This window comes from Nonomuraea sp. NPDC049486, from assembly GCF_040676925.1.
GTDB classification, from domain to species: Bacteria; Actinomycetota; Actinomycetes; order Streptosporangiales; family Streptosporangiaceae; genus Nonomuraea; species Nonomuraea ferruginea.
Genome location: NZ_JBFAPV010000004.1, coordinates 271,452 through 295,602, shown reverse-complemented (window position 1 = coordinate 295,602; position 24,151 = coordinate 271,452). Strand labels below are relative to the sequence as shown.

At 70.1% G+C, this 24,151-nt stretch carries 17 protein-coding genes; 8 read left to right on the top strand and 9 right to left on the bottom strand.

The annotated features are described in order from the left end of the window. Window positions 1-9 precede the first annotated feature (9 nt). Together AB0K05_RS13810 and AB0K05_RS13805 are read right to left on the bottom strand one after the other, a co-directional pair. Window positions 10-1,173 carry a glycosyltransferase family 4 protein gene (locus AB0K05_RS13810; protein ID WP_364229215.1) on the bottom strand — a complete coding sequence of 388 codons (1,164 nt, stop codon included), beginning with the start codon at window positions 1,171-1,173 and terminating at the stop codon, window positions 10-12. Further along, a complete protein-coding gene (locus AB0K05_RS13805) occupies window positions 1,170-2,075 on the bottom strand; it encodes a sulfotransferase (RefSeq protein WP_148035551.1) in 906 nt (301 codons plus the stop codon). Before AB0K05_RS13805 ends, AB0K05_RS13810 begins: the two co-directional genes overlap by 4 nt. A 182-nt stretch (window positions 2,076-2,257) precedes the next feature. Here AB0K05_RS13805 and AB0K05_RS13800 point away from each other — a divergent pair, with 182 nt between their 5' ends. The 5 genes from AB0K05_RS13800 to AB0K05_RS13780 all read left to right on the top strand — a co-directional run bounded on the left by AB0K05_RS13800 (window position 2,258) and on the right by AB0K05_RS13780 (window position 8,941). Continuing rightward, on the top strand, window positions 2,258-3,616 hold the full coding sequence (locus AB0K05_RS13800; protein WP_271278483.1) for a potassium transporter TrkG: 1,359 nt from the start codon (window positions 2,258-2,260) through the stop codon (window positions 3,614-3,616). Next, on the top strand, window positions 3,609-4,268 hold the full coding sequence (locus AB0K05_RS13795; RefSeq protein WP_187281515.1) for a TrkA family potassium uptake protein: 660 nt from the start codon (window positions 3,609-3,611) through the stop codon (window positions 4,266-4,268). The genes AB0K05_RS13800 and AB0K05_RS13795 overlap by 8 nt, the downstream gene beginning before the upstream one ends. Before the next feature lie 100 nt (window positions 4,269-4,368). Next, on the top strand, window positions 4,369-6,519 hold the full coding sequence (locus tag AB0K05_RS13790; protein ID WP_271278484.1) for a transglycosylase domain-containing protein: 2,151 nt from the start codon (window positions 4,369-4,371) through the stop codon (window positions 6,517-6,519). 192 nt (window positions 6,520-6,711) lie between these two features. After that, window positions 6,712-7,683: a LacI family DNA-binding transcriptional regulator gene (locus tag AB0K05_RS13785; RefSeq protein ID WP_148035553.1), complete on the top strand. Its 972-nt coding sequence runs from the start codon at window positions 6,712-6,714 to the stop codon at window positions 7,681-7,683. After that, a complete protein-coding gene (locus AB0K05_RS13780; RefSeq protein WP_364229212.1) occupies window positions 7,670-8,941 on the top strand; it encodes a serine/threonine-protein kinase in 1,272 nt (423 codons plus the stop codon). The genes AB0K05_RS13785 and AB0K05_RS13780 overlap by 14 nt, the downstream gene beginning before the upstream one ends. Here AB0K05_RS13780 and AB0K05_RS13775 read toward each other — a convergent pair whose 3' ends face one another. Beyond that, complete coding sequence (locus tag AB0K05_RS13775) at window positions 8,942-10,021, bottom strand: cellulose binding domain-containing protein (RefSeq protein ID WP_271280526.1); 1,080 nt, start codon at window positions 10,019-10,021, stop codon at window positions 8,942-8,944. A 225-nt stretch (window positions 10,022-10,246) separates the two neighbouring features. Here AB0K05_RS13775 and AB0K05_RS13770 point away from each other — a divergent pair, with 225 nt between their 5' ends. Next, on the top strand, window positions 10,247-11,317 hold the full coding sequence (locus AB0K05_RS13770; protein WP_219542788.1) for a lytic polysaccharide monooxygenase: 1,071 nt from the start codon (window positions 10,247-10,249) through the stop codon (window positions 11,315-11,317). 22 nt (window positions 11,318-11,339) lie between these two features. Beyond that, window positions 11,340-11,876 (top strand): hypothetical protein, encoded by a 537-nt coding sequence (locus tag AB0K05_RS13765; protein ID WP_148035557.1) that lies wholly within the window; start codon window positions 11,340-11,342, stop codon window positions 11,874-11,876. Between the two features lie 192 nt (window positions 11,877-12,068). On the opposite strand, the gene AB0K05_RS13760 is transcribed toward AB0K05_RS13765, so the two are convergent. The 3 genes from AB0K05_RS13760 to AB0K05_RS13750 are packed head-to-tail and all read right to left on the bottom strand — an operon-like array spanning window position 12,069 to window position 19,101. Beyond that, complete coding sequence (locus tag AB0K05_RS13760; RefSeq protein WP_364229209.1) at window positions 12,069-13,652, bottom strand: cellulase family glycosylhydrolase; 1,584 nt, start codon at window positions 13,650-13,652, stop codon at window positions 12,069-12,071. Then, window positions 13,649-16,174 (bottom strand): glycoside hydrolase family 9 protein, encoded by a 2,526-nt coding sequence (locus AB0K05_RS13755; protein ID WP_364229207.1) that lies wholly within the window; start codon window positions 16,172-16,174, stop codon window positions 13,649-13,651. Before AB0K05_RS13755 ends, AB0K05_RS13760 begins: the two co-directional genes overlap by 4 nt. Continuing rightward, on the bottom strand, window positions 16,171-19,101 hold the full coding sequence (locus AB0K05_RS13750; protein WP_364229780.1) for a glycoside hydrolase family 48 protein: 2,931 nt from the start codon (window positions 19,099-19,101) through the stop codon (window positions 16,171-16,173). Before AB0K05_RS13750 ends, AB0K05_RS13755 begins: the two co-directional genes overlap by 4 nt. Before the next feature lie 296 nt (window positions 19,102-19,397). Between AB0K05_RS13750 and AB0K05_RS13745 the strand changes: the two genes are divergently transcribed. Continuing rightward, on the top strand, window positions 19,398-21,749 hold the full coding sequence (locus AB0K05_RS13745; RefSeq protein ID WP_364229205.1) for a glycoside hydrolase family 6 protein: 2,352 nt from the start codon (window positions 19,398-19,400) through the stop codon (window positions 21,747-21,749). 65 nt (window positions 21,750-21,814) lie between these two features. Here the strand turns inward: AB0K05_RS13745 and AB0K05_RS13740 are convergent, their stop codons facing one another. The 3 genes from AB0K05_RS13740 to AB0K05_RS13730 all read right to left on the bottom strand — a co-directional run bounded on the left by AB0K05_RS13740 (window position 21,815) and on the right by AB0K05_RS13730 (window position 24,138). Then, window positions 21,815-22,219, bottom strand: coding sequence for a DUF1992 domain-containing protein (locus AB0K05_RS13740; RefSeq protein WP_364229203.1), 405 nt, complete (start codon window positions 22,217-22,219; stop codon window positions 21,815-21,817). A 102-nt stretch (window positions 22,220-22,321) separates the two neighbouring features. Then, entirely contained in the window at window positions 22,322-22,795 is a 474-nt protein-coding gene (locus tag AB0K05_RS13735; RefSeq protein WP_364229201.1) for an ATP-binding protein, read from the bottom strand. Between the two features lie 284 nt (window positions 22,796-23,079). Next, window positions 23,080-24,138, bottom strand: a complete 1,059-nt coding sequence (locus tag AB0K05_RS13730) for an NAD-dependent epimerase/dehydratase family protein (protein WP_364229199.1) — start codon at window positions 24,136-24,138, stop codon at window positions 23,080-23,082. Window positions 24,139-24,151 lie beyond the last annotated feature (13 nt).

Sequence of the window (24,151 nt, the reverse complement as noted above, 5' to 3'; positions counted from 1 at the left end):
GCCCGGCGGTCAGCGGGAGCCGACCCGGTCGCCCCTCGTCAGCTCGGCGAACAGGTTCTCCCACATCGGCATCACCACGTCGGGTGCGTAGCCGCGGGCGGTCGCGGCCGCGGCGGCGCCCATCTCCAGGCGCCGCCTGCGGTCTCCGACGACCTCCTTGAGCGCGGCGGCGAGCCCGTCGACGTCGCGCGGCGGCACCAGCCGCCCGTCGACCCCGTCGGTGAGCACGTCGCGCGGGCCGGTCGGGCAGTCGAAGGCGACGATGGCCAGGGCGTGCGTCATCGCCTCGATCATGACCATCGGCAGGCCCTCGAAGCGGGAGCTGAGGGCGTAGACCGAGGCCGCCGCCAGCTCGTCGTCGAGCCGGTCGGTGCGGCCCATCAGCGCGATGTTGTCGCCCACGCCCAGCTCGTCGATCTGCGCCCGGAGCCGGGCCTCGCGCGGGCCGTTGCCGAAGATGCGCAGCCTCCAGTCGGGGTGGTCGGCCACCACCTCGGCGAACGCCTTGACGAGCAGGTCGAACCCCTTCTGCGGCACCAGCCGGCCGGCGGCCACCACGACGGGGTTCTGCTGGGTGGACCGCACCTGGTCGACCTTGTGGACCGCGTTGGGGATCTGCACGATCTTGGTGTCGGGCAGGATCTCCTGGTATTCGAGCTGGTTCGTCCTCGTGAGCACCGCCACGGCGTCGAAGCTGCCGTAGTGGCGGGCGATCTCGTGGCGGATCGTGTCGGGGTAGGCGGTCAGGTTCATGTGCTCCTGAGCCACCCTCACGACGTTCTTGGGGGCGCGCCTGGCGGCGATCAGGTTGAGCGCCGGGCGGGTGGTGACCAGGATCCCGTCCGGCAGCGAGGAGACATAGTCCATGGCCGCCTTCTCCACGCGCTCGGTGAAGTATTCAGCCGCGAACTCGCCGCGGGGCACGATCTTGCCGCGGAACCTGCGCCACGCCTTGCGCGCGAGCGAGTCGGTCTGCCTGCCCTGGCGCTGGTCGACCAGGGCGCTGACCCGGACGTCCCGGTGGATGGCGAACTGGGGCTTGGTCCGGCGGCGGACCACGCTGACGATCTCGACGTCGTGACCGGCCTTCGCCATGGCGTTGGCCTGGTTCACGACGGTGCGGATGGTGCCGCCCATGCCGTAGGCGTGCAGCATCAGGTAGCGGATCTTCACTCCAGATACCCCCAGGTCCGGCACATCGGCTTCAGCGAGTCCAGGACCGAGTCGGGGTCCGGCAGCTCGCGGCCGGGCTGCACGGTGCCCGAGCGGATCTTGTCCCGCCAGTCGCCGAGACCCTTCTGGATGACCGCCTGCTCGCCGTACGAGAGCATCCCCGGCTCCCACGCCAGCCCGAGGAACTCGCAGATCTCGCGGGTCACCCGCTCCGGCTCGGCGCTGAGGTCCTCGTAGCGGACGGTCAGGCCGGACAGCCCGGACTTCGCCCTCTCGACCGCCTTCATGTAGCGCAGGGCGTCGACCGCGGCCTCCTCCCGGTCGCGCTTGTCGGGGCTGGCCTCGTACCAGGAGGTGGCGATCGAGGCCGGGTGGCGCAGGAGGAAGATGTAGCGCGCGTCAGGCCAGCAGGTCGAGATCCGCTCGTAGGCGAACGCGTTCGCCGGGGTCTTGTCCACGATGAACCGCTTGCCGCTGCGTACCAGCTCGCGGTGGAGCACGCGGTCCCAGAGCAGGTGCTCCAGGTCGGCCTGGTTGTGGCCGAGCGCTTCCATTGCCTTCGCAGCCAGGGACGTGCCGAACTCCACTCTGAGGCGCCGCACATGGAGCTCGTGCGGGGCGTGCAGGTCCGAATGGGCGTTCATGATCGAACGCAGCAGGGTGGAACCGGACCGCACCGGGGAGATGATGAAGATCGGCGCGGTCAGCAACCGGTCGGCCTTCGGATCGGTCGGCGGCCTGATCTCGGCCTCGGTCTGCTTGGCCTTGGCGGTGGCCTTCGCGGAGGCCGCCCTGGCCGGAGCCGACGACGGCGCCGTCGAAATCCCCTGGTTCCCTACTCGATTGACCTGGAATCCGGTGAACCTGACCAGCGCTTTGTTGATTCTACGCTGCCAGCTCATGGCGACGCAGACTACCCACACTTCCTGGCAGTTCCCTGGCAATCTGGTGACATTGCCGGTTAGCACTTGCGTGAGGGTCAGGTCGTCCGGAATGTTTTGGTGTTTCGGACCAGCTATCCTCATCCGCTGTACGCTGGCGCGGGTCCGCCGGGAAAGCCTCTTCGGGGAAGCCTGACATTCACATGAGACGTGTTCGGGCCGCCTCTGCCCTCTTCGGCGGCTACCAGCACCCCACCCAGATGATCGCGGTGGGTTTCGGCCTCGCCATATTCGCGGGCTCCCTGCTGCTGTCCCTGCCCGCCGCCACCGCCCCGGGCCAGACCACCACCTGGATGACCGCGGTGTGGACCGCGACCGCCGCCGTCTCGCTGACCGGGCTGATCATCGTCGACACCCCCACGCACTGGTCGATGTTCGGCGAGGTGGTCATCATCGGCCTGGTGCAGATCGGCGGGCTCGGCATCATGACGCTGGCCACGGTCTTCACCGTGCTGGTGTCCGGCAGGCTGGGCCTGCGCGCCCGGCTGTTCGCGCAGGCCGAGACCAAGACGGCGACCATGGCCGACATGCGCAAGGTCGTGCGCAAGGTCGTGGTGTTCAGCCTGGTGTGCGAGGCCGTCGCCGCCGCCGTGTTCACCGCGCGGTTCATGATCGGGTACGGGGAGAGCTTCGGCAGCGCCCTCTACCTCGGCGTCTTCCACGGCATCTCGTCCTTCAACAACTCCGGCTTCACGCTCTGGTCCGACAACATCATGGGGTTCGTCGGCGACCCGTGGATCTGCCTGACGATCGCGGCCGCGGTCATCGTGGGCGGGCTCGGCTTCCCGGTGGTGTTCGAGCTGCTGCGCTCCTGGCGGCACCCCGGCAGGTGGAGCGTGCTGACCATGATCACCGTCTACGCCACCCTTTTCCTGCTGGTCCTGGGCACGCTGGTCTACCTGGCCACCGAGTGGCGCAACCCCGGCACCCTCGGCGGGCTGGACGACTCCGGCAAGCTGCTGGCCGCGTTCTTCCTGTCGGCCATGGTGCGCACGGCCGGGTTCAACAGCATCGACACCGGCGAGCTGCACCCGTCGAGCTGGCTGCTCACCGACGTGATGATGTTCATCGGCGGCGGCAGCGCCGGCACCGCCGGCGGCATCAAGGTGACCACGCTCGGCCTGCTGGCCTTCGTCATCTGGGCCGAGCTGCGCGGCGAGCCCAGGGTGAACGTCCGTCACCGCCAGGTGCCGGACACCGCGCAGCGCCAGGCCGTGGTGGTGACCGCGATGAGCGCGGCCCTGGTGGCCTTCTGCACCTACGTGCTGCTCGTGCTCACCCCGCACGGGCTGGACCAGGTGCTGTTCGAGGTGATAGCGGCGTTCAGCACGGCGGGCCTGACGACAGGGATCACGAATGAGATCCCGCCCGCCGGGCACGTGCTGCTCATCGTGCTCATGTTCGTGGGCAGGATCGGCCCGCTCACGATCGGCTCCGCCCTGGCGCTCAAGGAACGCGCCCGGCGTTACGAACTACCCGAGGAGCGGATGATCGTTGGCTGACCAACGCAATGACCCCGTGGTGGTGATCGGCCTCGGCCGGTTCGGCTCCGCGCTGGCGCTCGAACTCACCAGACGCGGCACCGAGGTGCTGGCCATCGACAACCGGCCCAGGATCGTGCAGGGGCTCACCGGGCACATCACACACCTGGCCACCGCCGACGCCACCGACCTGGAGGCGCTGCAGCAGCTCGGCGTGGCCGACTTCTACCGGGCCGTGGTCGCCATCGGCGACCTGGAGGCCAGCATCCTGAGCGCGTCCCTCCTGGTCGAGCTGGAGATCGACGACATCTGGGCCAAGGCCGTCAGCCAGCAGCACCGCCGCATACTCAGCCGGGTCGGCGTGCACCACGTCGTGCTGCCCGAGCACGACATGGGCGAGCGGGTGGCCCACCTGGTCAGCGGGCGGATGCTCGACTACATGGAGGTGGACGAGAACTTCGCGCTGATCAAGACCCGGCCGCCCAAGGAGTACGTCGGCGTCGCACTGGGCGAATCGAACCTTCGGCGCAAGTACGGCGTCACAATAGTGGCGGTCAAAAAGGAAGGCGAGGAGTTCACGTACGCGACCTCTGACACCGAGCTGTCGTACGGCGACATCATCCTCGTCTCCGGCCGCAGCGATCAGATCGAGCGCTTCTCCGAGCTGACCTGAGCCGGCCGCCTGCCTGTGAGTTGGTAAAAGGACGGATTTCTGGCCATTACCGTGGCTATAGGGTTTTGGCAAGGGCTGGTAGATCGGGGAGGTTCTCTTAATGGACTGGGGATCGGGCATCGTGCGGCTCGTGGGGGCGGCGGCCGCCGCCGGCGTGCTGACCGCCGCCATCGCCCTCCCGGCCGTCGGCGGCGCCGGCGCGATGTTCGTCAACACGGCTGAAGAGCTCAACCTGAAGGCGATGACCCTGAAGGAGCCGCCGCTGGCCGAGAAGACCACGCTGCTGGACGCCAAGGGCGACGAGATCGGCCAGTTCTACGAGGAGTACCGCGAGGTCGTCAAGCTCGACGAGATCTCCGAGGTCATGAAGACGGCCATCATCGCCATCGAGGACTTCCGCTTCTACGAGCACGGCGCCATCGACATCGAGGGCACGCTGCGCGCCCTGGCCAAGAACCTGACCTCCGGCGGCATCGCCCAGGGCGGCTCCAGCATCACCCAGCAGTACGTCAAGCAGGTGCTGCTCAACTCGGCCGTCACCGACGAGGAGAAGGCCAAGGCGCTGGAGGCCAGCTACGCGCGCAAGCTCAACGAGCTGCGCTACGCGATGGGGGTCGAGGAGAAGTACACCAAGGACGAGATCCTGGAGAAGTACCTCAACATCGCCTACTTCGGCGCGAGCGCGAACGGCGTGGAGGCCGCGGCCAAGCGGTTCTTCGGCGTCTCGGCCAAGGACCTCGACCTGGTCCAGGCCGCCACCCTCGCCGGAGCCGTGCAGGACCCCAACCGCACCGACCCCAACCTCGGCAGGCAGCAGCGCACCCGCCTGCTGGAGCGGCGCAACGTCGTGCTCAACCGGATGCACGAGCTCGGCAAGATCACCGACGAGGAGCTGGAGAAGGCCAAGGCCAAGAAGCTCGGCTACAAGGGCACCCCGCTGCCCGGCGGCTGCGGCGCGAGCCCGTACCCGTACTACTGCATGTACGTGCGCGCCGAGATCCTCAACAACCCGGTCTTCGGCAAGACCAAGAAGGAGCGCACCCAGCTGCTCAACCGGGGCGGCCTGACGATCAAGACCACGCTCGACCCCAAGATGCAGCGGGCCGCCGAGCGGGCGATCAAGAAGTGGGTGCACGCCTCCGACAACCCGGTCGCCTCCGAGGCCCTGGTCGAGCCCGGCACCGGCGAGATCAAGGCGATGGCCGCGAGCCGCACCTACGGCCGTTCCAAGAAGCGCAACGAGATGTCGTACAACGTCGTGGCCGACGCGGCACACGGCGGCGGCGTCGGCTTCCAGGCCGGCTCGACCTTCAAGACCTTTACCCTGCTCGCCGGCCTCAAGGAGGGCATGAAGGTCAACGACGGGTTCTCGGTGGGCGCCGGCTACCGCGCCTCCGGCTACTCGACGTTCAAGAACTGCAAGGGCGAGAACATCGGCGACCCGTCCCACACCGTCACCAACGACGAGGGGTCGGGCGGCTTCAAGACGCTGCAGACGGGCACCTGGCAGTCGGTCAACACCTTCTTCATGAAGCTGGAGGAGGAGGTCGGGCTCTGCGACACGATCAAGACCGCCAAGTCGCTGGGCATCAAGCGCTCCGACGGCCTGCCGCTGCAGGAATACTCCACGTTCACGCTCGGCATCAACGAGATGGACCCGGTGACGGTCGCCAACGCCTACGCGGCGATCGGGGCGCGCGGCAAGTACTGCGAGCCGATGGTCGTCACCGAGATCACCGACCGCGACGGCAAGGTCAAGAAGTACGAGCCGAAGTGCAAGCAGGTGATGGACCCCGAGGTCGCGGACGCCGCGGCGAACATCCTGGAAGGGGTGTTCACCAAGGGCACGATGCGCGGCGTCGGCGGCATCGGCCGCCCGGCGGCGGGCAAGACGGGCACCACCGACGCCCAGGCGACGGCCTGGTTCGCCGGGTTCACCCCGGACCTGGCGGGCGCGGTCAGCATCGGCGACCCGCGCGGCTCGCAGAAGTACAAGCTGAACAACGTCACGATCGGCGGCCGCTACTACGGCTCGGTCTTCGGCGCCAGCATCCCGGGCCCCATCTGGCGTGACACCATGCTGGCCGCGCTGAAGGGCACGAAGGCGACGGACTTCCACCCGCTCGACACGGCCAGGTTCGGCGGCTGCGGGTCGAGCTGCGCGCCGGTCCAGCGCGACCGTGAGGAGCCGAACGAGCTGCGGGACATCGACTCCGACAACGACGTCTCCATCGGCACCGGCCAGGACTGACGACACGCGGAGGGGACGCCCCGGTGTCCCCTCCGCGAAATGTCTCCGAAATCTCTGCGCTCACTTTGACCCCATTCACCTGCGCTTTTCTTTACTGGGTACTAACAGTGCAGTACAGAGGGCCTGTTAACCGCGGCGAAACATTGATAACGTGGGAGCGCTCCCAGGGATCTTCGGCGCGAGGTGTCGATCATGTCCGAGCAGCCCACACTGGCCCAGGTGGCGGCGGCCGCCGGGGTCTCCCCCGCCACCGCCTCCCGCGTGCTCACCGGCTCGGTCCGGGTCAGCACGTCGACCCGTCGCCAGGTCTACGAAGCCGTCTCCCGGATGGGATACGTGCGGCAGCGGGCGCCCAGAGGATCGGTCTCCAGAAACCCGGTGACGGGAATCACCGCGGTCATCTGCGACCATCTGCCGCGATTATTCTCCGAACCGTACTATGCCCGGCTGTTGTCCGCCAGCGGGGCCGTCGTCGCCGAGAACGGCACCCATCTGACCATCACCACGGTCAACCCGACCTCGTCCGTCCTGCCCACGCTGTCCGGCGCGGTGCTGCTCGTCGGCGCCAGGGAGCGGCACCCCCTCGCCATCAAGCTCTGCACCTCCGGCATCACCGTGCGCAACATCGGCCGGCCGCCCCACGACCTGAAACTGCCGTTCGCCGACGTCGACAACTACGACGGCGGGCGCCAGGCCGCCGAGCACTTCCTGCTCACCGGCCGCAAGTCGGTGGCCGCCATCGGCGGCCCGCCCTCGCTGCCCGCTGCCAGGGACCGGCTCGACGGCCTGGTCAAGACGTTGCGGGAGGCGGGCGTGGCCGAGGTGCCCGTCGCGTACGGGGACTTCACCGCCGCCTCGGGCACTCACGCCATGCAGTGGCTGCTGCGCCACGCCCCCGGCCTGGACGCGGTCTTCGCCGCCTCCGACCTGATGGCCGCCGGGGCGATGCAGGCGCTGCGCAGGGCCGGCCGCAGGGTGCCGGCCGACGTGGCGGTGATCGGGTTCGACGACGCCCCGGTCGCGCGGCACACCAACCCCGCGCTCACGACCGTACGCCAGCCTGTCGAGGAGGTGGCCACCATCGCGACCAGGTTGCTACTGTCCGGAACGACAGGGATCGATCCGATTCTCCCGACAGAACTGGTCATCCGTGACTCGGCATGAACCCGGCGACATCCTGGCCCGCAGGTACCTGCTCCTGGACCCGCTGGCCCGGGGCGGCATGTCCGTCATCTGGCGCGCCTTCGACCAGTCGCTGCACCGCATGGTGGCGGTCAAGGTGCAGTGCTCGTCCCTGCAGACGGGCCTCGGCGACCGGGTGAGAGCGCGGAGCGAGGCACGGGCCGCGGCCCGGTTCATCCATCCGGACGCCATCGAGATCTACGACTACGGCGAGGCCGTGACCACCAGCGGGGAGGTCGCGGCCTTCGTCGTGATGCCGCTGCTCGACGGGGTGCCGCTGGCCGAGCGCCTGGAGAGGGGGCCGCTGCCGTGGGCGGAGGCGGCGGCCGTCGCCATGCGGACCGCCCGCGTGCTGGCCGCCGGGCACGCCCGCGGGCTCGTGCACCGGGACGTCACCGCCGAGAACGTGCTGCTCACCGGCGACGGGCTGAAGCTGCTCGACTTCGGCATCGCCGCCTGGGCGGGCGACCCCGACGACGAGCGGGGCACGCCGCCGTACGTGGCGCCCGAGCGGCTGGCGGGGGCGCCGACCCATCCGGCCGTGGACGTGTACGCGCTGGGCGTGCTGCTGTTCACCATGATCGAGGGGCGTACCCCGTACCCGGAGACCACGTGGGAGCAGCTGGAGACGGCGCGCCGCACGTACCCGCCGCCGCGCCCGCCGGGCGCGCCGCACGCGATCGCGCTGCTCTGCCAGCGGTGCCTCGACCCTGAGCCGGCCCGCCGCCCGGAGGCGGCGGAGGTCGCGGCGGCGCTGACGGCCGCGCTCAGCCTGCCCAAGCGGCTGCGGCGCGGCCTGGCCGTGGCGGGAGCGGGGGTGCTCGCTCTGTCTCTGGTGGCGCTGATGGAACTGCCCCGGGACGCGATGCCCCCAGGGGTGACGGCGTCGCCGCCGGCCTCGCCCGTGGCGTCGCTGCCGTCCACGTCGATGCCGTCCGCTTCGATGCCGTCGATGGAGCGCTCCCCGGCCGAGGGGCGGACGGTCCGGCAGGCGGTCGACGGCTTCCACGCCACGCTGGAGGGCTCCGACGTGTGCGGCGCGCTCGGCGGTGACGTGGCGCTGGATCTCAAGCAGGTGCTGCGCGGGGCGCTGGTGTCCCCGGGGCAGGAGGACTCGCTCCTGGCCGGCCTGCGCAGGAAGCTGGCCGACCGTGAGCGCGAGGGCCGGCTCGCCCCGGCCTGCCGCACCCAGTTGGAGATCAGCCTCAACGAGATCACCGCCGCCCGCCGCTCACCCTGATCAGGCGCACGTGTAGCCGGACGGCAGGGCGGAGCTCCCGCTCGGCTTGGATGCCTGGAAGCCGAAGGTGGTGCTCGCGCCCGGGGCGAGGCTGCCGTTGTAGGGGAAGTTCGTGACGGTCACCGTCTGGCCGCTGGTGGAGAACTGGGCGCCCCAGGAGCCGGTGATGGCGTGGCCGGCCGGCAGGGTGAAGGTGACCCGCCAGCCGGAGATCGGCGAGGAGCCGCGGTTCACGACCGTGACGGGCTGGACGACGTACCCGGTGGCCCACTGGCCCTGGGTGGTGGCGGTGGCCTGGCAGGAGCCGCCCGGCTGCGGGTCCTGGCCGCCCGAGGTGGTCACGGCGAAGGAGTTGACGGCCAGCCCCGCGCCGCCCACCCAGGGCTCGAACCCGGCCTGCACGCTGGTCAGATACCAGGAGCGCTGGCCGTAGCCGCGGGCGACGACGTCGGAGAAGAACGTGTCGACGGCGAAGTCGATCGAGCTGGCCGGCGAGGTGCGGACGTAGGAGATGACGTTCCATCCGACGTTGCCGAACCACACGTCCCAGGTGCCGCCGGCCAGGTTGGCGGTGCCGACCCGGGAGCCGATCGGCTGGATGGAGCCCCGGTGGTTCAGCCAGATCATCAGCTCGGCGCCGGTGTTCTGCCCGTCGGTCCGCGGGGTGGGGTCGAACCACAGGTCGTAGGCGGCGTTCCAGGTGCCGCTGCCCGGATAGCTCATGCTGACGCTGGAGCGCAGGTTGCCGAACCCGCTCGCGTCCGCCCGCACGGGCAGGCCGCTCCCGGTGGTGCAGGCGGCGTAGTGGCACCCGGCGTAGATGGACGGGTAGGCGGCGGGCGCGCCGTTGGTGGCGTTGTTGTGCGCCGCCTGGGTGACGGTGAAGCCGCCGTTCTGGTTGACGTCGATGCACTGGGCCGTGCTCGCGCCCCACACGTTGTTCTGCACGATGTAGCGGCCGTTCTGGATTTGAGCCGAGCCGTACTTCTCGCAGATGACCGGCGCGGCGTGCGCGGGCATGGCGAACGCGAACGCGGCCAGCAGGACCGCGAGGGCCAGGGGGATGTGCACGCGTCTCATGGCCGTCAGGATCACGAGCCCGCGGCGGCCAGGGCAACCCCGCCCCGGTGCGCGCGGGCGGCGGCAGGGTGTTCCACCAGGGGAAAGCGGCGGCGGTACGGGCTGAAAGTTTCACTCGATGTTGTCGAACGAAGTCCGGACATGTTGTAATGCGACCACGCGAAAGCTGCCGGGCGGGCGGGTCGTGGTGGGTTCCTCTGTCATGCGAGCAAAGGAATCTTCTTCATGAGAGTCATGCGTTCGGCGGCACTGGCGGCCGCTGCGGCGTTAGTCATGATCGTCACCGCCTTCGTCATCCCCCAGTCGGCCCAGGCCCACGGCGTCACCATGTTCCCCGGCAGCCGCACCTTCCTGTGCTGGCAGGACGGCCTGCGGGACAACGGCGCGATCGACCCGTACAACCCCGCCTGTGACGCGGCCGTCGCCCAGAGCGGCACCACTCCGCTGTACAACTGGTTCGCCGTGCTCCGCTCCGACGGCGCGGGCCGGACCAGCGGGTTCATCCCCGACGGCCAGATCTGCAGCGGCGGCACTGGCGGGCCGTACGACTTCAGCGCCTACAACGCGGTGCGCAACGACTGGCCCAAGACCCACCTGACGTCAGGCGCCAACATCCAGATCCGGCACAGCAACTGGGCGGCCCACCCGGGCTCGTTCGACCTCTACATCACCAAGAACGGGTGGAACGCGAACGGTCCGCTGCGCTGGGCCGACCTGGAGAAGTTCGGCACCGTGAGCAACCCGCCGCAGTCGGGCGGCGTGGGCGGGCTCAACTACTACTACTGGAACTCCACGCTCCCCGCCGGCAAGAGCGGCGACCACATCCTGTTCATCCACTGGAAGCGCTCCGACAGCAACGAGAACTTCTACAGCTGCTCGGACGTCGTCTTCGACGGCGGCAACGGCGAGGTCACCGGTGTCGGCCCGGGCGGCAGCTCTCCCGGCCCTGGCCCCGGCCCGTCGGACACGCCGACCCCGGACCCCGACGCGGACTGCCAGGCCACCTTGCGCGCCACCGACACCGGCTGGGCAGGCCACTTCCAGGGCGAGGTGACCGTCCGCAACACCGGCACCACCCCGCTCAACGGCTGGACGGTGTCCTGGACGTACTCCGGTGGCCAGGGCTTCGCCGGAGCGCCGTGGAACGCCACGCTGACCGGGCAACCGCCCAACGTGGTGGCCAAGAACGTGTCGTACAACGGGCAACTGGCGCCGAACGCCTCGACCACGTTCGGCTTCAACGCCACGGGCAGCGTGCCCAGCCCCGTCCCGACGCTGACCTGCACGAGCCCGTAGAGGCAGGCTGATGCTGGAGGACGTGCGAACACCCCCGGCCCGGCGGCGCGGCTTCCTTGCCGTCGCCGCCGTGGTCGTGGCCGCCATCGCGGGTACGTCGCTCTTCGCGGTCCTGCGGCAGGGCGACCTGCCGCAGGACCTGTCCGAGGAGCTCACCGCCCGCGTGACGGTGCTGCTGGAGAGCGCCTCGCAGGAGGAGCACCTCCACCACGGGCACCACTTCGAAGAGGACGCCGGGAAGATCATCTGCGCTGTCGAGCCGTTCGGCGTGTCCCCCGAGGACGCGCGGAGCGTGACCGAGGTGGAGTGGGTGTACGCCCGGCACATGTGCGCGATCACCGGCCCCGGCACGGACTGGAAGACGTCCGTACGGGCCGCCGGGCCGCTCGCGGTGCACTTCGGCCACCACGCGGAGGTACAGGTGCCCATGGCGGGCACCGGTTACCCGCAGCGGGTCAGGGAGCTGATCCCGGAGCGCCTGCACGAGGAGGCGTTCGCCGACTTCGGCGACGACGAGGCGCTGGAAGCCGCGCGGGCGAGGTTCGAGCAGGCCAAGTAGGAACGAGCACTGCGAGAAGGAGCGGGCGGGCACCGCGGGAGGCGGTGGCCCGCACGCGAACGCGGCCGGCGGGGAGTGGGGAGGACTCTCTTCTGGGCCGGCCGCGTTCGCGCCATCCGGGCGGGATGGTTCGCAGGGGCGGTTCACTTCATCGGGGTGGGGCCTCACCTCCTCGGGCGGGGAACGGGGTGGTCAGGTGGCGCAGGTGTAGCCGGACGGCACGCTCGTCTGGCCGCCGGGCCGACCGGCCTGGAAGCCGAAGCTGGTGCTGCCGCCGGGGCCGAGGTTGCCGTTGTAGCTCGCGTTCCTGGCGGTCACGGTCTGGCCGCTGACGGACACCGTGGCGTTCCAGGAGCCGGTGATCTGGTGGCCTGCGGGCAGCGTGAACGTCACCGTCCACCCCGTCACGGCCGAGGTGCCGGTGTTGGTGACGCCGGCCTGCACGACGTACCCGTCGCCCCACTGGCTCTGCACGGTGGGAGCCACCGAGCAGCCGCCGCCCGAGCTGCCGGGCTGGGTGGTGAACGAGGCGTTCGGGGACGAGCCGGACTGGTTGCCCGCCGCGTCCCTGGCCCGCACGTACACCTGGTAGGCGGTGGACGGGGTGAGGCCGGAGATGGTGATCGCGTTGGTGGCCGTCTGGCCGAGGAGCGTGCCGCCCGAGCGGTAGACGTCGTAGCCGGTGACGCCCACGTTGTCGGTGGAGGCGGTCCAGGTCAGGCGGGCGCCGGTGGCGGTCACGTTCGACGCCGACGGGGTGCCGGGGGTGGACGGCGGGGTGGTGTCGACCGGGCCGCCGCCGCCGTAGATCGCGGCCTCGCGGGAGGTCGCCCTGATGCCGTTGGTTCCGTTGAAGAGCCGCTGGCCCCAGGAGGTGAGCTGGTTGACGTCGAAGTTGGTGACCTGGTCGAGGTACTCGACGCCGCCGCCGTTGCCGCTCCACGACCAGCCGAAGTAGCCGAGGCCGCGGCTCACGGCCTGGGCCATGATCGTGTCCTCGTCGGGGTTGCCGTCGGAGTGGTTGTGCCCGAACTCGCCCACGACCAGCGGCAGCCCGGCGGTCCTGAACGCGTCCATGTAGGCGGTGATCTCCGCGGCCGTGTCGAAGACCCCGTACATGTGGATCGAGAAGATCACGTTGCGGTCGGGGTCGCTGTCGAAGACGGTCCTGGCGTTGTCGCGCATGCCGAACTGCCAGTCCTGGCCCCAGTTGGGGGCGTCGACCATGAGCGCGTGGTCGAAGCCGTTGGTCCGCAGCTTCTGGATCGCGGCCGAGGTGGCGGCGGCCCAGCCCGGGGTGACGGCGTTGTTGCCGATGGGCTCGTTGCCGATGTTCACGACGACGTAGTCCTCCTGGCCCACCAGGGCGGACTTGACGCTGATCCAGTAGTCGGCGGCCTGGTCGAGGGTGTAGGCGCCGCTCTGCTCGCCGTACCCGGTGGTGTCGTGGTTCTCCAGGACGCAGATCAGCTTGTTCTGCTTGCACAGGGAGACGACGTTGGCCACGTCGGCGGTGTTGTTGGGGGTCCACCGGCCGCCGCTGAGCACCACGCGCACGGCGTTGGCGCCGAGCGACTTGATGTCGCGGAAGGACTGGGTCTGGCTGGTGTACCAGGTGTGGGCGTGGCTGGTGCCGCGGAAGATCAGGTTCTGTCCGCCGCTTTCGACGATGTTCGCGCCGCTGACGTGGATGCCGACGGCGGCGTGCGCCGGTTGGCTGATCAGGGCGACCGGGAGGAGGATGAGCGCCGCCAGGGCGGCGAGGCGTGATCTCATGTGCTGCCCTCAGAGGTGCAGGTGATGGGGTCGGGTACGACACCGCCGCCGTTGGCCAGGAAGCCGAACGTGGTGGTGCCTCCGGGGGCCAGGGAGCCGTTCCAGGTCTCGTTCCGCACGGTGACGGTCGAGCCCGACGCGGTGTGCCTGCCGCCCCAGATCTGGGTGATGGCGCCGGAGCCGGTCCAGGAGACGGCCCAGCCGGTGATCTGCGAGGTGCCGGCGTTCTTCACCGTGACCTCGCCCTGGTAGCCGCCGCTCCACGAGTTGACGACCTTGAACGCGGCGGTGCAGCCGCCGGTCGGGGCCGGTTCGTCGGTGGTGGTGAACGTGACGCTGCCGGACGGCGGAGAGGTGTTGCCGGCCGCGTCCCTGGCGACGACGTACGCGGTGTAGCCGGTGCCGGGCGTGAGCCCGGTCAGGTCGAAGGTCGTGCCCGTCGCGGTGCCCGCCTTCTCCCCTTCCAGGTAGACGTCATAACCGCTGACGCCCACGTTGTCGGTGGCGGCGCTCCACGTCAGCCTGGCGGTGGAGCCGGTGATCGCGGAAGCCGCCGGGGTGCCCGGCCTGCCGGGCGGGGTGTCGTCCTCCTCCTCGGGTCCTGGCGGCTGGCCCCAGATCTTGGTGCCGCCGCTGTAGAGGGTGATGTTGTCGACCCGTACCGGCGTCGCGCCCGGCGTGGTGGTCACGCCGCGGTAGGACCAGTCGTTGGCCGGGTCCCACGTGCCGGAGCTGGCGATGCGGAACTGGATCTCCCTGCGGTGCTGCGACTGTCCCGCCGGGGCGATGCGCTGGCCGGAGCAGTCGACGGACACGTAGTAGGTGCTGCCGCCGGCCGCGTGCAGCGTCGGGGCCGCGCACTGGGTGTACGCGGACGACACGGTGATCTGCGAGGCCGTGGTCGCGCCGTCGAGGGTGAAGTAGTAGCGGAACGACCCGTCGTCCAGGACCCGGGCGGGCCAGGCCGACCGGTTGCGGATGATGGCCTTGATCTCGGTGAAGTTCGCGCCGGTGGCGTTGACCCCGGCCTCCACGAAGATCTCCGGCCCGTCGGGCGTCTCCTCGGTGGGGAAGCCCGCCGCCGGCGGCCCGCCGTACTCGCGGTAGAGCCGGGCGAGCGCGCTGGTGAAGCCCGCGTTGTAGTCGGTGGCGACCTCGTTCATCACGTAGTCGTCACGCTTGTCGGTGTAGGCGTCGTTGGGGTCGGGCGGCCCGCCGACGAGTGCCCCGTACAGGGTGTGGCGGGTCTCCACCGGGGAGGAGAGCTGGTCCGTCCACGAACCGTGCGCGGTGCGGTGGTGCGGGTTCTTGGGCGGGTTGTTCCCGAACCCGATCACGTAGGACGAGTTGCGGGGGTTGTCGCCGAGCGCGTAGCCGATCTGCCGTACCGCGAAGTCGTGGTAGCGGGCCTTACGGGTGGCGTCGGTGATCGAGTCGCTGTGCACGAGCGCCGCGAAGGCGGTGTTGGCCGCGTACCGCAGCGACCCCCACCGGTCCAGCACGGCCTGGCCGCCGGGCGAGTACGCCACCCGGGAGCCGTTCACCCCGACCGTCCACCAGTCGAGCCAGCGGTTGGCGTCGTCGAGGTACTTCTGCTTGCCGGTCAGCTTGTGCAGCAGCACGTAGGTGCCGTAGGACTTGTCGTCCCAGGCGATGGTCCACTTGTACGACTTGATGGAGGTCTGGGGCTCGGTGCCCAGGCTGTCGTAGAGCGACTCGGCCTTGGTCAGGAAGGTCGAGTCCTGCGTTGCCCTGTACAGCCAGATCGCGCCCCAGACCAGCTCATCGGTGTATCCGCTCCAGGAGTTGTAGTAGCTCTGGGCGTCTGTGATGCAGTCGCTGTACTCCTTTCTCACGGTGTCGGCGAAGGTGTAGAGCTGCCTGGCATGGGTGACCAGCGTGTCGGCGTAGCCGGGGTCGGTCGGCCGGAAGACGATCGACGCGGCGGCCATCGCCGCCGCCGTCTCGCCTGCCAGGTCCGACCCGCCGCACGACGCGTCGATCTTGTACGAGGGACGCGCCATGGACATCGCCTCGGCGGGGCCCCACCAGGCATGGTCGGTGCCGCCGTTGCCGACCTGGCCGTACAGGACGTTCGGCGACGGGTGGGCCTTGATGAAGTAGTCGTTGACCCACCGCAGGTTGTTCAGCAGGTGGGTGAGCTGGCCGGAGTTCTGGTAGGCGTCGCGGTACTCGACCGCGCCCCAGGCCAGCATGGTGGCGGAGAACGCCATCGGGAAGCCGAACTTGACGTGGTCACCGGCGTCGTACCAGCCGCCGGTCAGGTCGCGTCCGACGTCGGCGCCGTCGTCCGTCGCGGAGTCGCCCCGCCATCCGACCCGGTTCCAGTCGGGCAGCTCGCCCGACTGCTGGGCCTCGTAGAACCAGAGCGACTTCTGCAGGGCCTCGCCGTACGCGAACGCCGGGGCCGCCGAAGCTTGGGCGCCCGGTACGGCGAGGAGCGGGAGGGCGAGGGCCGCCGCCGCGACGGCGGCGGCCCTCCGGAGGGTGCGGCTGATCACGGGAAGAGCCGCCCGTATTCGGCCAGGGCCACGGCCACGTCGACCTGCGCCCAGAACCGGTGGTAGTTGAAGGTGGGCACCGGCCCGGTGCCGTTCAGGTACGCCTGGACCTCGGGCCAGTCGGGGTCGTCCTCGTAGAAGGACCTGATCGACAGGAACGTGGAGTTCGAGTTGATCGGGTCGCCGTTCGGCATGGTGCCGGTCCAGCCCGGCGGCACGTAGACCGGGTCGTCGACGCGCTGGTAGTCGGCCTTGGTCTCCTCGACCGAGACGCCCTTGCCGTCGCGGTTCTCCCACACGGCGTCGAGCAGCGCCTTGGCCGTGTCACGGGCCTCGGCGTGGTTCGCCCTGGCCGCGTAGTACATGAGCACCTTGGCGTAGGAGCCGGCGACGCCCACGTCCTGGGTGTGGTTGACGACCTCGACGTGCAGGTTCGGGTTGGCCGGCGGCATGCCGGTGGTGGCGTTGAAGTTGCCCGCGGGCGCGCCGGTCCAGCGCAGCGTGGACGGGATCTGGTAGTCGCCGCCGCTGCTGACGGTGGTGTTGTCGAGCGCCCAGGTGACCCACTTGTCGAGCAGCCGCTTGGCGTCGGCGTTGCCGGTCACGTTGTACAGCTCGGCCACCCGCTCCATGGTCCAGGCCTGGAAGCCGAACCACTGGTTGGACGGCGGGTCGTGGTAGACGGGCTGCCAGTCGTAGGTCATGCCGTGGAACTTGGGCAGGTTGCTCGGCGGGGTGCCGTAGTCGCCTTCCCAGCTGTTGGTGGCGCCGCCCGCGATCGCGCCCTCGGCCGACTGCAGCCAGGTGTAGAACTGCAGCTGCCGGGTGAGGCTGGTGCTCCAGTCGTTGGCGCCGGTGGAGCTGCGCGGACGCAGCTCGGCCACGTTCGACAGGGCCCAGGCGGCGAACGGGTTCTGGTAGCCGGAGTGGTTGTGGCTGGAGCCGATCCGCCAGGCCCAGCCCGCGTTGGCGTCGGTGGCGCCGCCCCAGGCGTAGTACCAGGACATCAGGTAGGAGGCGGCGTTCTTGCCGGTGCCGGCCGGGCAGGACGGGCTGGTGCACCCGGGCTGCTTGAAGTACTTGTCGTACATCGAGTAGCGCAGGTAGTCGCCCATCTTGGCGGCCTTGGCCACGGTGGCGGAGATCTGCGACTCCTTGCCCTGCGCCTTGGCCCAGGTCAGCGCCCAGTACGCCACCTGCACGGCGCGGGCGTCGGCGTCGGGGGCGTTGGTGTACTTCCACTGCTTGGCGTAGGAGGAGTCCTTGATGAACAGGTCGAGGAACCCGTTGGGCCCGCCGTGCTCGAACGTGTCGCACGACGGCTGCGGGATGGTCTCGAACACGGACTCCTCGGCCCCGCGCTGGTAGGTGTTGATGTAGGCGGGCTTGGTGGTGCCGTCGCCGCAGCGGCCGAAGCCGTAGGTGTTGTCGACGTCGAGCAGCCAGTGCATGCCGTAGATGTCACGGGTGCCGTACGCGCTCTGCAGCTCGCCCGCGATCGGGTCGCTGCCCACGCTCACGCCCTGCTCGATCTGCGACGGGTAGTTGCTGACGCTGGTGTGCTCGGCCGCGTACGTGGCCGGCTTGGACGGGTCGTAGAACGAGTTCGTCGGCTGGTCGGCGGTGGCCGGGATGATGTATCTCTCCATGGAGGCCCAGGCGTCGTTGAACTTCGTCCAGTCACCGGTGACCTGCCCGTAGACCGCCTCCAGCCACAGGTAGTAGCTGTAGGCCTCGGACGTGGTCTCGTGCCCGTGGTCGGGCGCCTCGACCATGAAGGTCTCCACCGAGTGGTACGGCACGCCCTCGGGCGAGAAGTAGCCGTTGGCGGGGTCGTGCAGGTCGTTGTACATCTCGGTGAAGCGCTGGATGTACTCGTTGTCGCCGCCGGTCCCGTCGTCGTCCACCTCGGTGGCGGTGACCTCGACCGGGGCGTAGCCGCTGGCGCTGACCCGGAACACGGCCGAGCCGCTGACGTCGTCCGCGTCGTCGGCGGCGTTGAGCGTCACGGTCTGCGCGGTGTTCCAGTTCGACGTGCTGAACGTGCGGGTCGCGCCGGTGCCGACGGTCAGGTCGGTGTCGCCGCTCACCCGCGCGGTGGTCACGGACACGTTGCCGGAGGGCTGTGCCGAGAGCCGGACGGAGAAGGAGGCGTCGCCCGACTCGGGCACGGCCAGGCTGAGCGGGCTGACGAGGAGCGCCGGTGTGTTGGTCGACGTGACGGTGATCCCGACCGGGGACGACACGGTGGTGTCACCGTCGTCGTCGGTCGCCCTGGCGGTGATCGAGTAGTTCCCGGCCGCCACGTTCTGCCAGTTGTAGGTGTAGGGCGCGCTGGTGTCGGTGCCCAGCAGCGTGCTGCCCTGGTAGAAGTCGACCTTGGCGACGGTGCCGTCGGCGTCCGCGGCGGTCGCGGCGATCGGCACGGTGGCCGGGGCGGTGAAGCTCTGCCCGGCGTTCGGCGAGGTCAGCGAGACCGTGGGCGGGTCGTTGACGGGCCCGGTGTCGCCGCAGGTGGTGCCGTTGATCGCGAACGAGGTCGGTGCCGGGTTGCTGCCCGACCAGGTGCCGTTGAAGCCGATGGAGGTGCTGGCGCCGGTGGCCAGGTTGCCGTTCCACGGCATGTTCTGCGCCGTGACCCGCGTGCCGGACTGGCTCCAGGTGGCGCTCCAGCCCTGCTGGTAGCGCTGGGTGGTGGTCGGGAAGTCGAAGGTCAGCGTCCAGTTGCTGAGCGGGTCGCCGCGGTTCTCGATGGTGATGGCCGCGGTGAAGCCGCCGCTGGAGCCGCTGCTCCAGTCGTTGGAGGTGTAGGACACCTGGCAGGCGACGGCCGCGCTGGCGGGCGCCTGGGCGAGTACGGTGGTGGTGCCCGCCACGAGGACCAGGACCGCGGGTGCGGCGAGCCTCCTGGCCAGGCGTGCGAGCATCGAACGGGGTCTACGGATCACGGTTGCTCCATGGGAGTAGGGGGTGGGAGCGCTCCCATGGGGATTGTGCGTTGCGCCGTGGAGGCGATGTCAACGAAATGCCCTCCGGGTGACGCCGGTATTTCCTCTCACCTGGTGGCGTGGCATGAAAGTTTCACGCCGGTTAAGGGGCGTTCGGCGAGCGTGCGACGGCGTGACGGGGCTCGCGGAGTGTCGTCGGCTGTACACCCTGGCGGACCGGTTGCACCATTGGGAGCGCTCCCAGTCAGCCTCTGTCCCCCTGGAGTTGATGACTCGTGAAGATCCCACGCGGCCTGCGCAGATGGGCCGTGACCGCGACCGCGACCCTCGTCGCGGCCTTCGGCCTGGTCGCCGGGCAGACCACGGCGGCGCACGCCGCGGTCGCCTGCGACGTCGTGTACACCCCCAACACGTGGACCTCCAGTCCGGGTCAGGGCGGCTTCACCGCCGGCATCACGCTGAAGAACCTCGGCGACCCGCTCAGCAACTGGACGCTGACCTTCGACTTCCCGACCACCACCCAGCGCTACACCCCCGACGGCTGGGGCGCCTCCTGGAGCCAGTCCGGCACCACCATGACCGGCCGGAACATGCCGTGGAACGGCAGCCTGGCCACCGGCGCCAGCATCTCGGTGGGCTTCAACGGCACCTGGTCGGGCACCAACCCGAACCCGACGTCGTTCGCCGTGAACGGCACCACCTGTGGCGGGCCCGGCGGCGTGACCCCCTCGGTCATCACCTCCGCCAGCTCGGTCGCGGTCGCCGAGGGCGGCACCGCCACCTTCACCGCCCGCCTTTCGTCCGCCCCCTCCTCCAACGTGACCGTGAGCACCACCAGGACCAGCGGTGACACCGACCTGACCGTCTCCTCCGGCGCCTCGCTCACCTTCACCCCGAGCAACTGGAACACCCCGCAGACCGTGACGCTCGCCGCCGCGCAGGACGCCGACACCGTCTCCGGCACCGCCGTCTTCACCGTGGGCGGCACCGGCGTCACCTCGGCGAGCGTCAACGCGAGCGAGGTGGACGACGACGCCACGCAGGAGCAGTCGCTGATCGTCACGCCCACGTCCGTGACCGTGCCGGAAGGCGGCACCGCCACGTTCACCGTCCGGCTGGCCGCCAGGCCCACCGCGAACGTGACCGTCACCACGACCGCCGGCAGCGGCGACACGAGCCTGACCGTCTCCGCCGGCGCCTCGCTCACCTTCACGCCGGACAACTGGAACACCCCGCAGACCGTGACCCTGGCCGCGGCGCAGGACTCCGACACGACGGCGGGCACCCGCACCTTCACCGTGGCCTCCACCGGCCTGACCTCCCGCACCGTCAGCGCCACCGAGGCGGACGACGACGGCGGCACCAACCCGACGCACGTCGAGAACCCGTACGCGGGAGCGACCGGCTACGTCAACCCTGACTGGTCGGCCAAGGCCGCGGCCGAGCCCGGCGGCGCGGCGGTGGCCAACATCTCCACCGCCGTCTGGATGGACCGGACCGCCGCCATCGCCGGCTCCGCCACCGCGATGAGCCTGCGCGAGCACCTGGACGAGGCGGTCAGGCAGGACGCCGCCAACGGCGCCTCACCGCTGACCATCCAGGTCGTCATCTACAACCTGCCGAACCGCGACTGCTCGGCGCTGGCCTCCAACGGCGAGCTGCGCATCTCCGAGAACGGCTTCAACCGCTACAAGACCGAGTACATCGACCCGATCGCCGACATCCTGGACGACTCGCAGTACGCCAACCTGCGCATCGTCACGATCATCGAGCCCGACTCGCTGCCGAACCTGATCACCAACACCGACCAGTTCGCCGACTGCCGCGAGGCGGACGGCCCCGGCGGCTACCGTGACGGCGTCCGCTACGCGCTCGACAAGCTGCACGCGATCACCAACGTCTACACCTACGTCGACGCCGCCCACCACGCCTGGCTCGGCTGGGACTCGAACTTCCAGCCCGCGGTCGACCTCTTCTACCAGACCGTGGCCGGCACCGCCGCGGGCGTGGACAGCGTGGACGGCTTCATCGTCAACACCGCCAACTACTCCGGCCTGAGGGAGCCGCACTACACGATCAACACGCAGGTGAACGGCACCTCGGTGCGCCAGTCCACCTGGGTGGACTGGAACTGGTACATCGACGAGGCGACCTTCGCCACCGCCCTGCGCAACGCCCTGATCGCCAAGGGCTTCCGTCAGGGGCTGGGCATGCTCGTCGACACCTCCCGCAACGGCTGGGGCGGCACCGCCCGCCCGTCCGCGCCGAGCACCTCGACCAACGTGAACACGTTCGTGAACGAATCCAGGATCGACCGCCGCATCCACGCCGGCAACTGGTGCAACCAGAGCGGCGCGGGCCTCGGCGAGCGGCCGCAGGCCGCCCCGGCGGCGGGCTTCGACGCCTACGTCTGGATCAAGCCTCCGGGCGAGTCGGACGGCGCCAGCAGGGAGATCCAGAACGACGAGGGCAAGCGCTTCGACCGGATGTGCGACCCCACCTACACGGGCAACGAGCTCAACGGCAACAACCTGACCGGCGCCCTGGCTGACGCGCCGATCTCCGGCCAGTGGTTCTCCGCCCAGTTCAGAGAGCTCGTCAGGAACGCGTACCCGCCGCTGTCCTGACACACGGCACAGGGCCCAGGCCGCCGGATCAGCCCCGGCCTGGGCCCTGTATCAAACGCACATGATCACTTCGAACGCCTCTCGCGCCACCGCGCGACGAGGCGTTCGACGTCGTACGGCACGAGGTTGAGCGGAGGCCCCGACAGGCCGGTCCTGATCGCCTCGCGGATCCTGTCGTTGATCTCCCCGACGATCCGCCGCAGCTCGGCCTCGGTGCGCGCCCCCTCGGCCAGGCGCAGCGCCTCCTCGGCGTCCTTGCGCAGCTGGAGCGTCGGCGGCAGCGGCATGGACAGGCCCTCGGCGCGCACCTTCTGCTTGATCCACCACATCTCGTCGTACGGCCGGTCGAGGCCGGGGATGGGCTTGCCGGCGCCCGGCAAATCGTCGAACTCCCCGCGCTCCATGGCCTCACGGATCTGCCGGTCGACCCAGTTCTCGAAGGGCACCCCCGGCGGTTTGCGCTCGCTCACGCGCTACTCCCCAGATCTCAGGCTCTCCTGCGAGCCTATGCGAGGACCCCGCCCGCCGAAGGCGCGGGCTGTGTCGCGGCAGGCGGGGCCTCGGTCCGGGGCTCAGGCGACGAAGGTGCCTGGATGGCGGCCCAGGCCGGTGACCGCCACCCGGACGCGTCTCATGGGTGACAGCCGCCTCCCGCGGTTCTCCGGCAGGCGCATGGTGATCTCCACCCGGGTCCCCTGGGGCCCGGTGCTGAACATGACGCCGTCGCTCAGCCGGCGGATGAGGTAGAGCCCCCGGCCGTCGAAGGCCGAGTCGCCCGGCAGGCTGTGACCGTTCAGGCGGCCGCGGGGGATCCCCGATCCGCTGTCGACCGTCTCCGCCCGCAGGAGCCCGTCCACCGTCCACAGCGTGACGTGACCGCTCCCGCCCGCGTGTGCCACGGCGTTGGTGACGCTCTCGTGCACGGCCAGGACGAAGTCGTCGAGGCGCGGGCTCACCAGCCCGCAACGCGTCGCGTGCCGCGCGACGGCAAGGCGCAGTGCGGCCACCTCCTCGACGGTGAAGGACTGGGCCAGAAGAGTGCGCATGGCAGGCTCCTCGCGATTGCCTGGGGTCGCCGACGCGCGGGACTCGAAGGCAGGCGTCAGGTGTGCGGTGCTCGTACGCGTTCGATCGGGTGGCGATGGTGAGCCCGGGGCGTGCGCACGAGAGCCGCCGAGCTGCCGGACGGCCGGCCCGATCGAGGGTTCGAGATCCATGCGGTTCCTCCGTGTCGCGATGACACCCAGGCCGCGCTTCCGGACCTCGCGTAGTTCACCCATTTCCCTGACATCAGGGATTTACACTGCCTTGCCGGAGACGGTGGCGTTTCTCACCTTTCAGGGGTGGCGCGGGCGCCGACCCCCGTGGCGAGTTCACGCAGGCGGCCGCGCTTGCTGTCGGGCGCGAGCGGGGCGGCGTCCCCGCCGGCGCCGTCGTGGATGCCCTCCAGCGCGGTACGGATCGCGTCCTCAGAGGTGTGCCGGGGCGTCCAGCCGAGCACCTCGCGGGCCCTGTCGACGTTCATCAGCGGGATCGCGAGCGCCAGCTCCATCAGGCCCGGCGCGGCGGGCACCAGCCGCAGGTGCCAGCCGGCCGACACGGCGGCCCTGGCCAGCGGCCCGGAGACCGGCACGACGCGGGCGCCGAGCAACTCGGCCAGCGTGCGCGGGTCGAGCACCGGCTCGGCGGCGATGTTGAAGGCCCCGCTGACCGGCTTGGTGACGGCCAGCCGGTAGGCCTCGGCCGCGTCCTCGGCGTGCAGCACCTGCAGCTTGAGCCCGGGGATGTCGGGCACGAACGGGATGCGCCCCGCCTTGACCATCCGCCGCGGCAGGAACGGCCCGGCGAACAGCCTGCGCTGCTCGGAGGCCGCCTCGCGCTTGAAGATGAACCCGGGCCGCATGCGCACCACCCGGATGCCCGGGTTGTCGTTCTCGAACACGTCGAGCACCCGCTCGACGTAGGCCTTCTCCCGTCCGTACGCGGCGCCGGGGAAGCCGTGGGTGGGCCAGCTCTCGTCCACCGGCACGTCCTTCGGCCGGGGCGAGTACGCGCCCACCGAGGACGCGTACACCAGAGCGGAGACCCCCGCCTCCGCGGCCGCCCTGAAGACCCGCGTGCTGCCGAGCACGTTGGCCCTCCAGGTGACGACGGCGTCCCTGGTCGGCTGGAACAGCCAGGCCAGGTGCACGACCACGTCGGCGCCCTCGAAGATGGGCGACAGGTCGGAGCGGACCACGTCCGCCTTGTGCCACTCGGTCGGGCCGCCGCGCGAGCCGGGCGGCCGTCTGGCCACGCCGACGACGGACGTCACGTTCTCGTCCGCCTCCAGCGCTCGCACCACACTGGTCCCGACATTCCCCGTCGCCCCCACCACCACGACTCTCATGGGCCTGTGGCTG

Excerpts from the sequence above, each read along its gene's own strand:
- AB0K05_RS13770 (WP_219542788.1), top strand. The coding sequence starts at position 10,247 with ATGAGAGTCATGCGTTCGGCGGCACTGGCGGCCGCTGCGGCGTTAGTC.
- AB0K05_RS13735 (WP_364229201.1), bottom strand. The coding sequence starts at position 22,795 with ATGCGCACTCTTCTGGCCCAGTCCTTCACCGTCGAGGAGGTGGCCGCA.
- AB0K05_RS13750 (WP_364229780.1), bottom strand. The coding sequence starts at position 19,101 with ATGCTCGCACGCCTGGCCAGGAGGCTCGCCGCACCCGCGGTCCTGGTC.
- AB0K05_RS13790 (WP_271278484.1), top strand. The coding sequence starts at position 4,369 with ATGGACTGGGGATCGGGCATCGTGCGGCTCGTGGGGGCGGCGGCCGCC.
- AB0K05_RS13760 (WP_364229209.1), bottom strand. The coding sequence starts at position 13,652 with ATGAGATCACGCCTCGCCGCCCTGGCGGCGCTCATCCTCCTCCCGGTC.
- AB0K05_RS13785 (WP_148035553.1), top strand. The coding sequence starts at position 6,712 with ATGTCCGAGCAGCCCACACTGGCCCAGGTGGCGGCGGCCGCCGGGGTC.
- AB0K05_RS13775 (WP_271280526.1), bottom strand. The coding sequence starts at position 10,021 with ATGAGACGCGTGCACATCCCCCTGGCCCTCGCGGTCCTGCTGGCCGCG.
- AB0K05_RS13800 (WP_271278483.1), top strand. The coding sequence starts at position 2,258 with ATGAGACGTGTTCGGGCCGCCTCTGCCCTCTTCGGCGGCTACCAGCAC.
- AB0K05_RS13805 (WP_148035551.1), bottom strand. The coding sequence starts at position 2,075 with ATGAGCTGGCAGCGTAGAATCAACAAAGCGCTGGTCAGGTTCACCGGA.
- AB0K05_RS13730 (WP_364229199.1), bottom strand. The coding sequence starts at position 24,138 with ATGAGAGTCGTGGTGGTGGGGGCGACGGGGAATGTCGGGACCAGTGTG.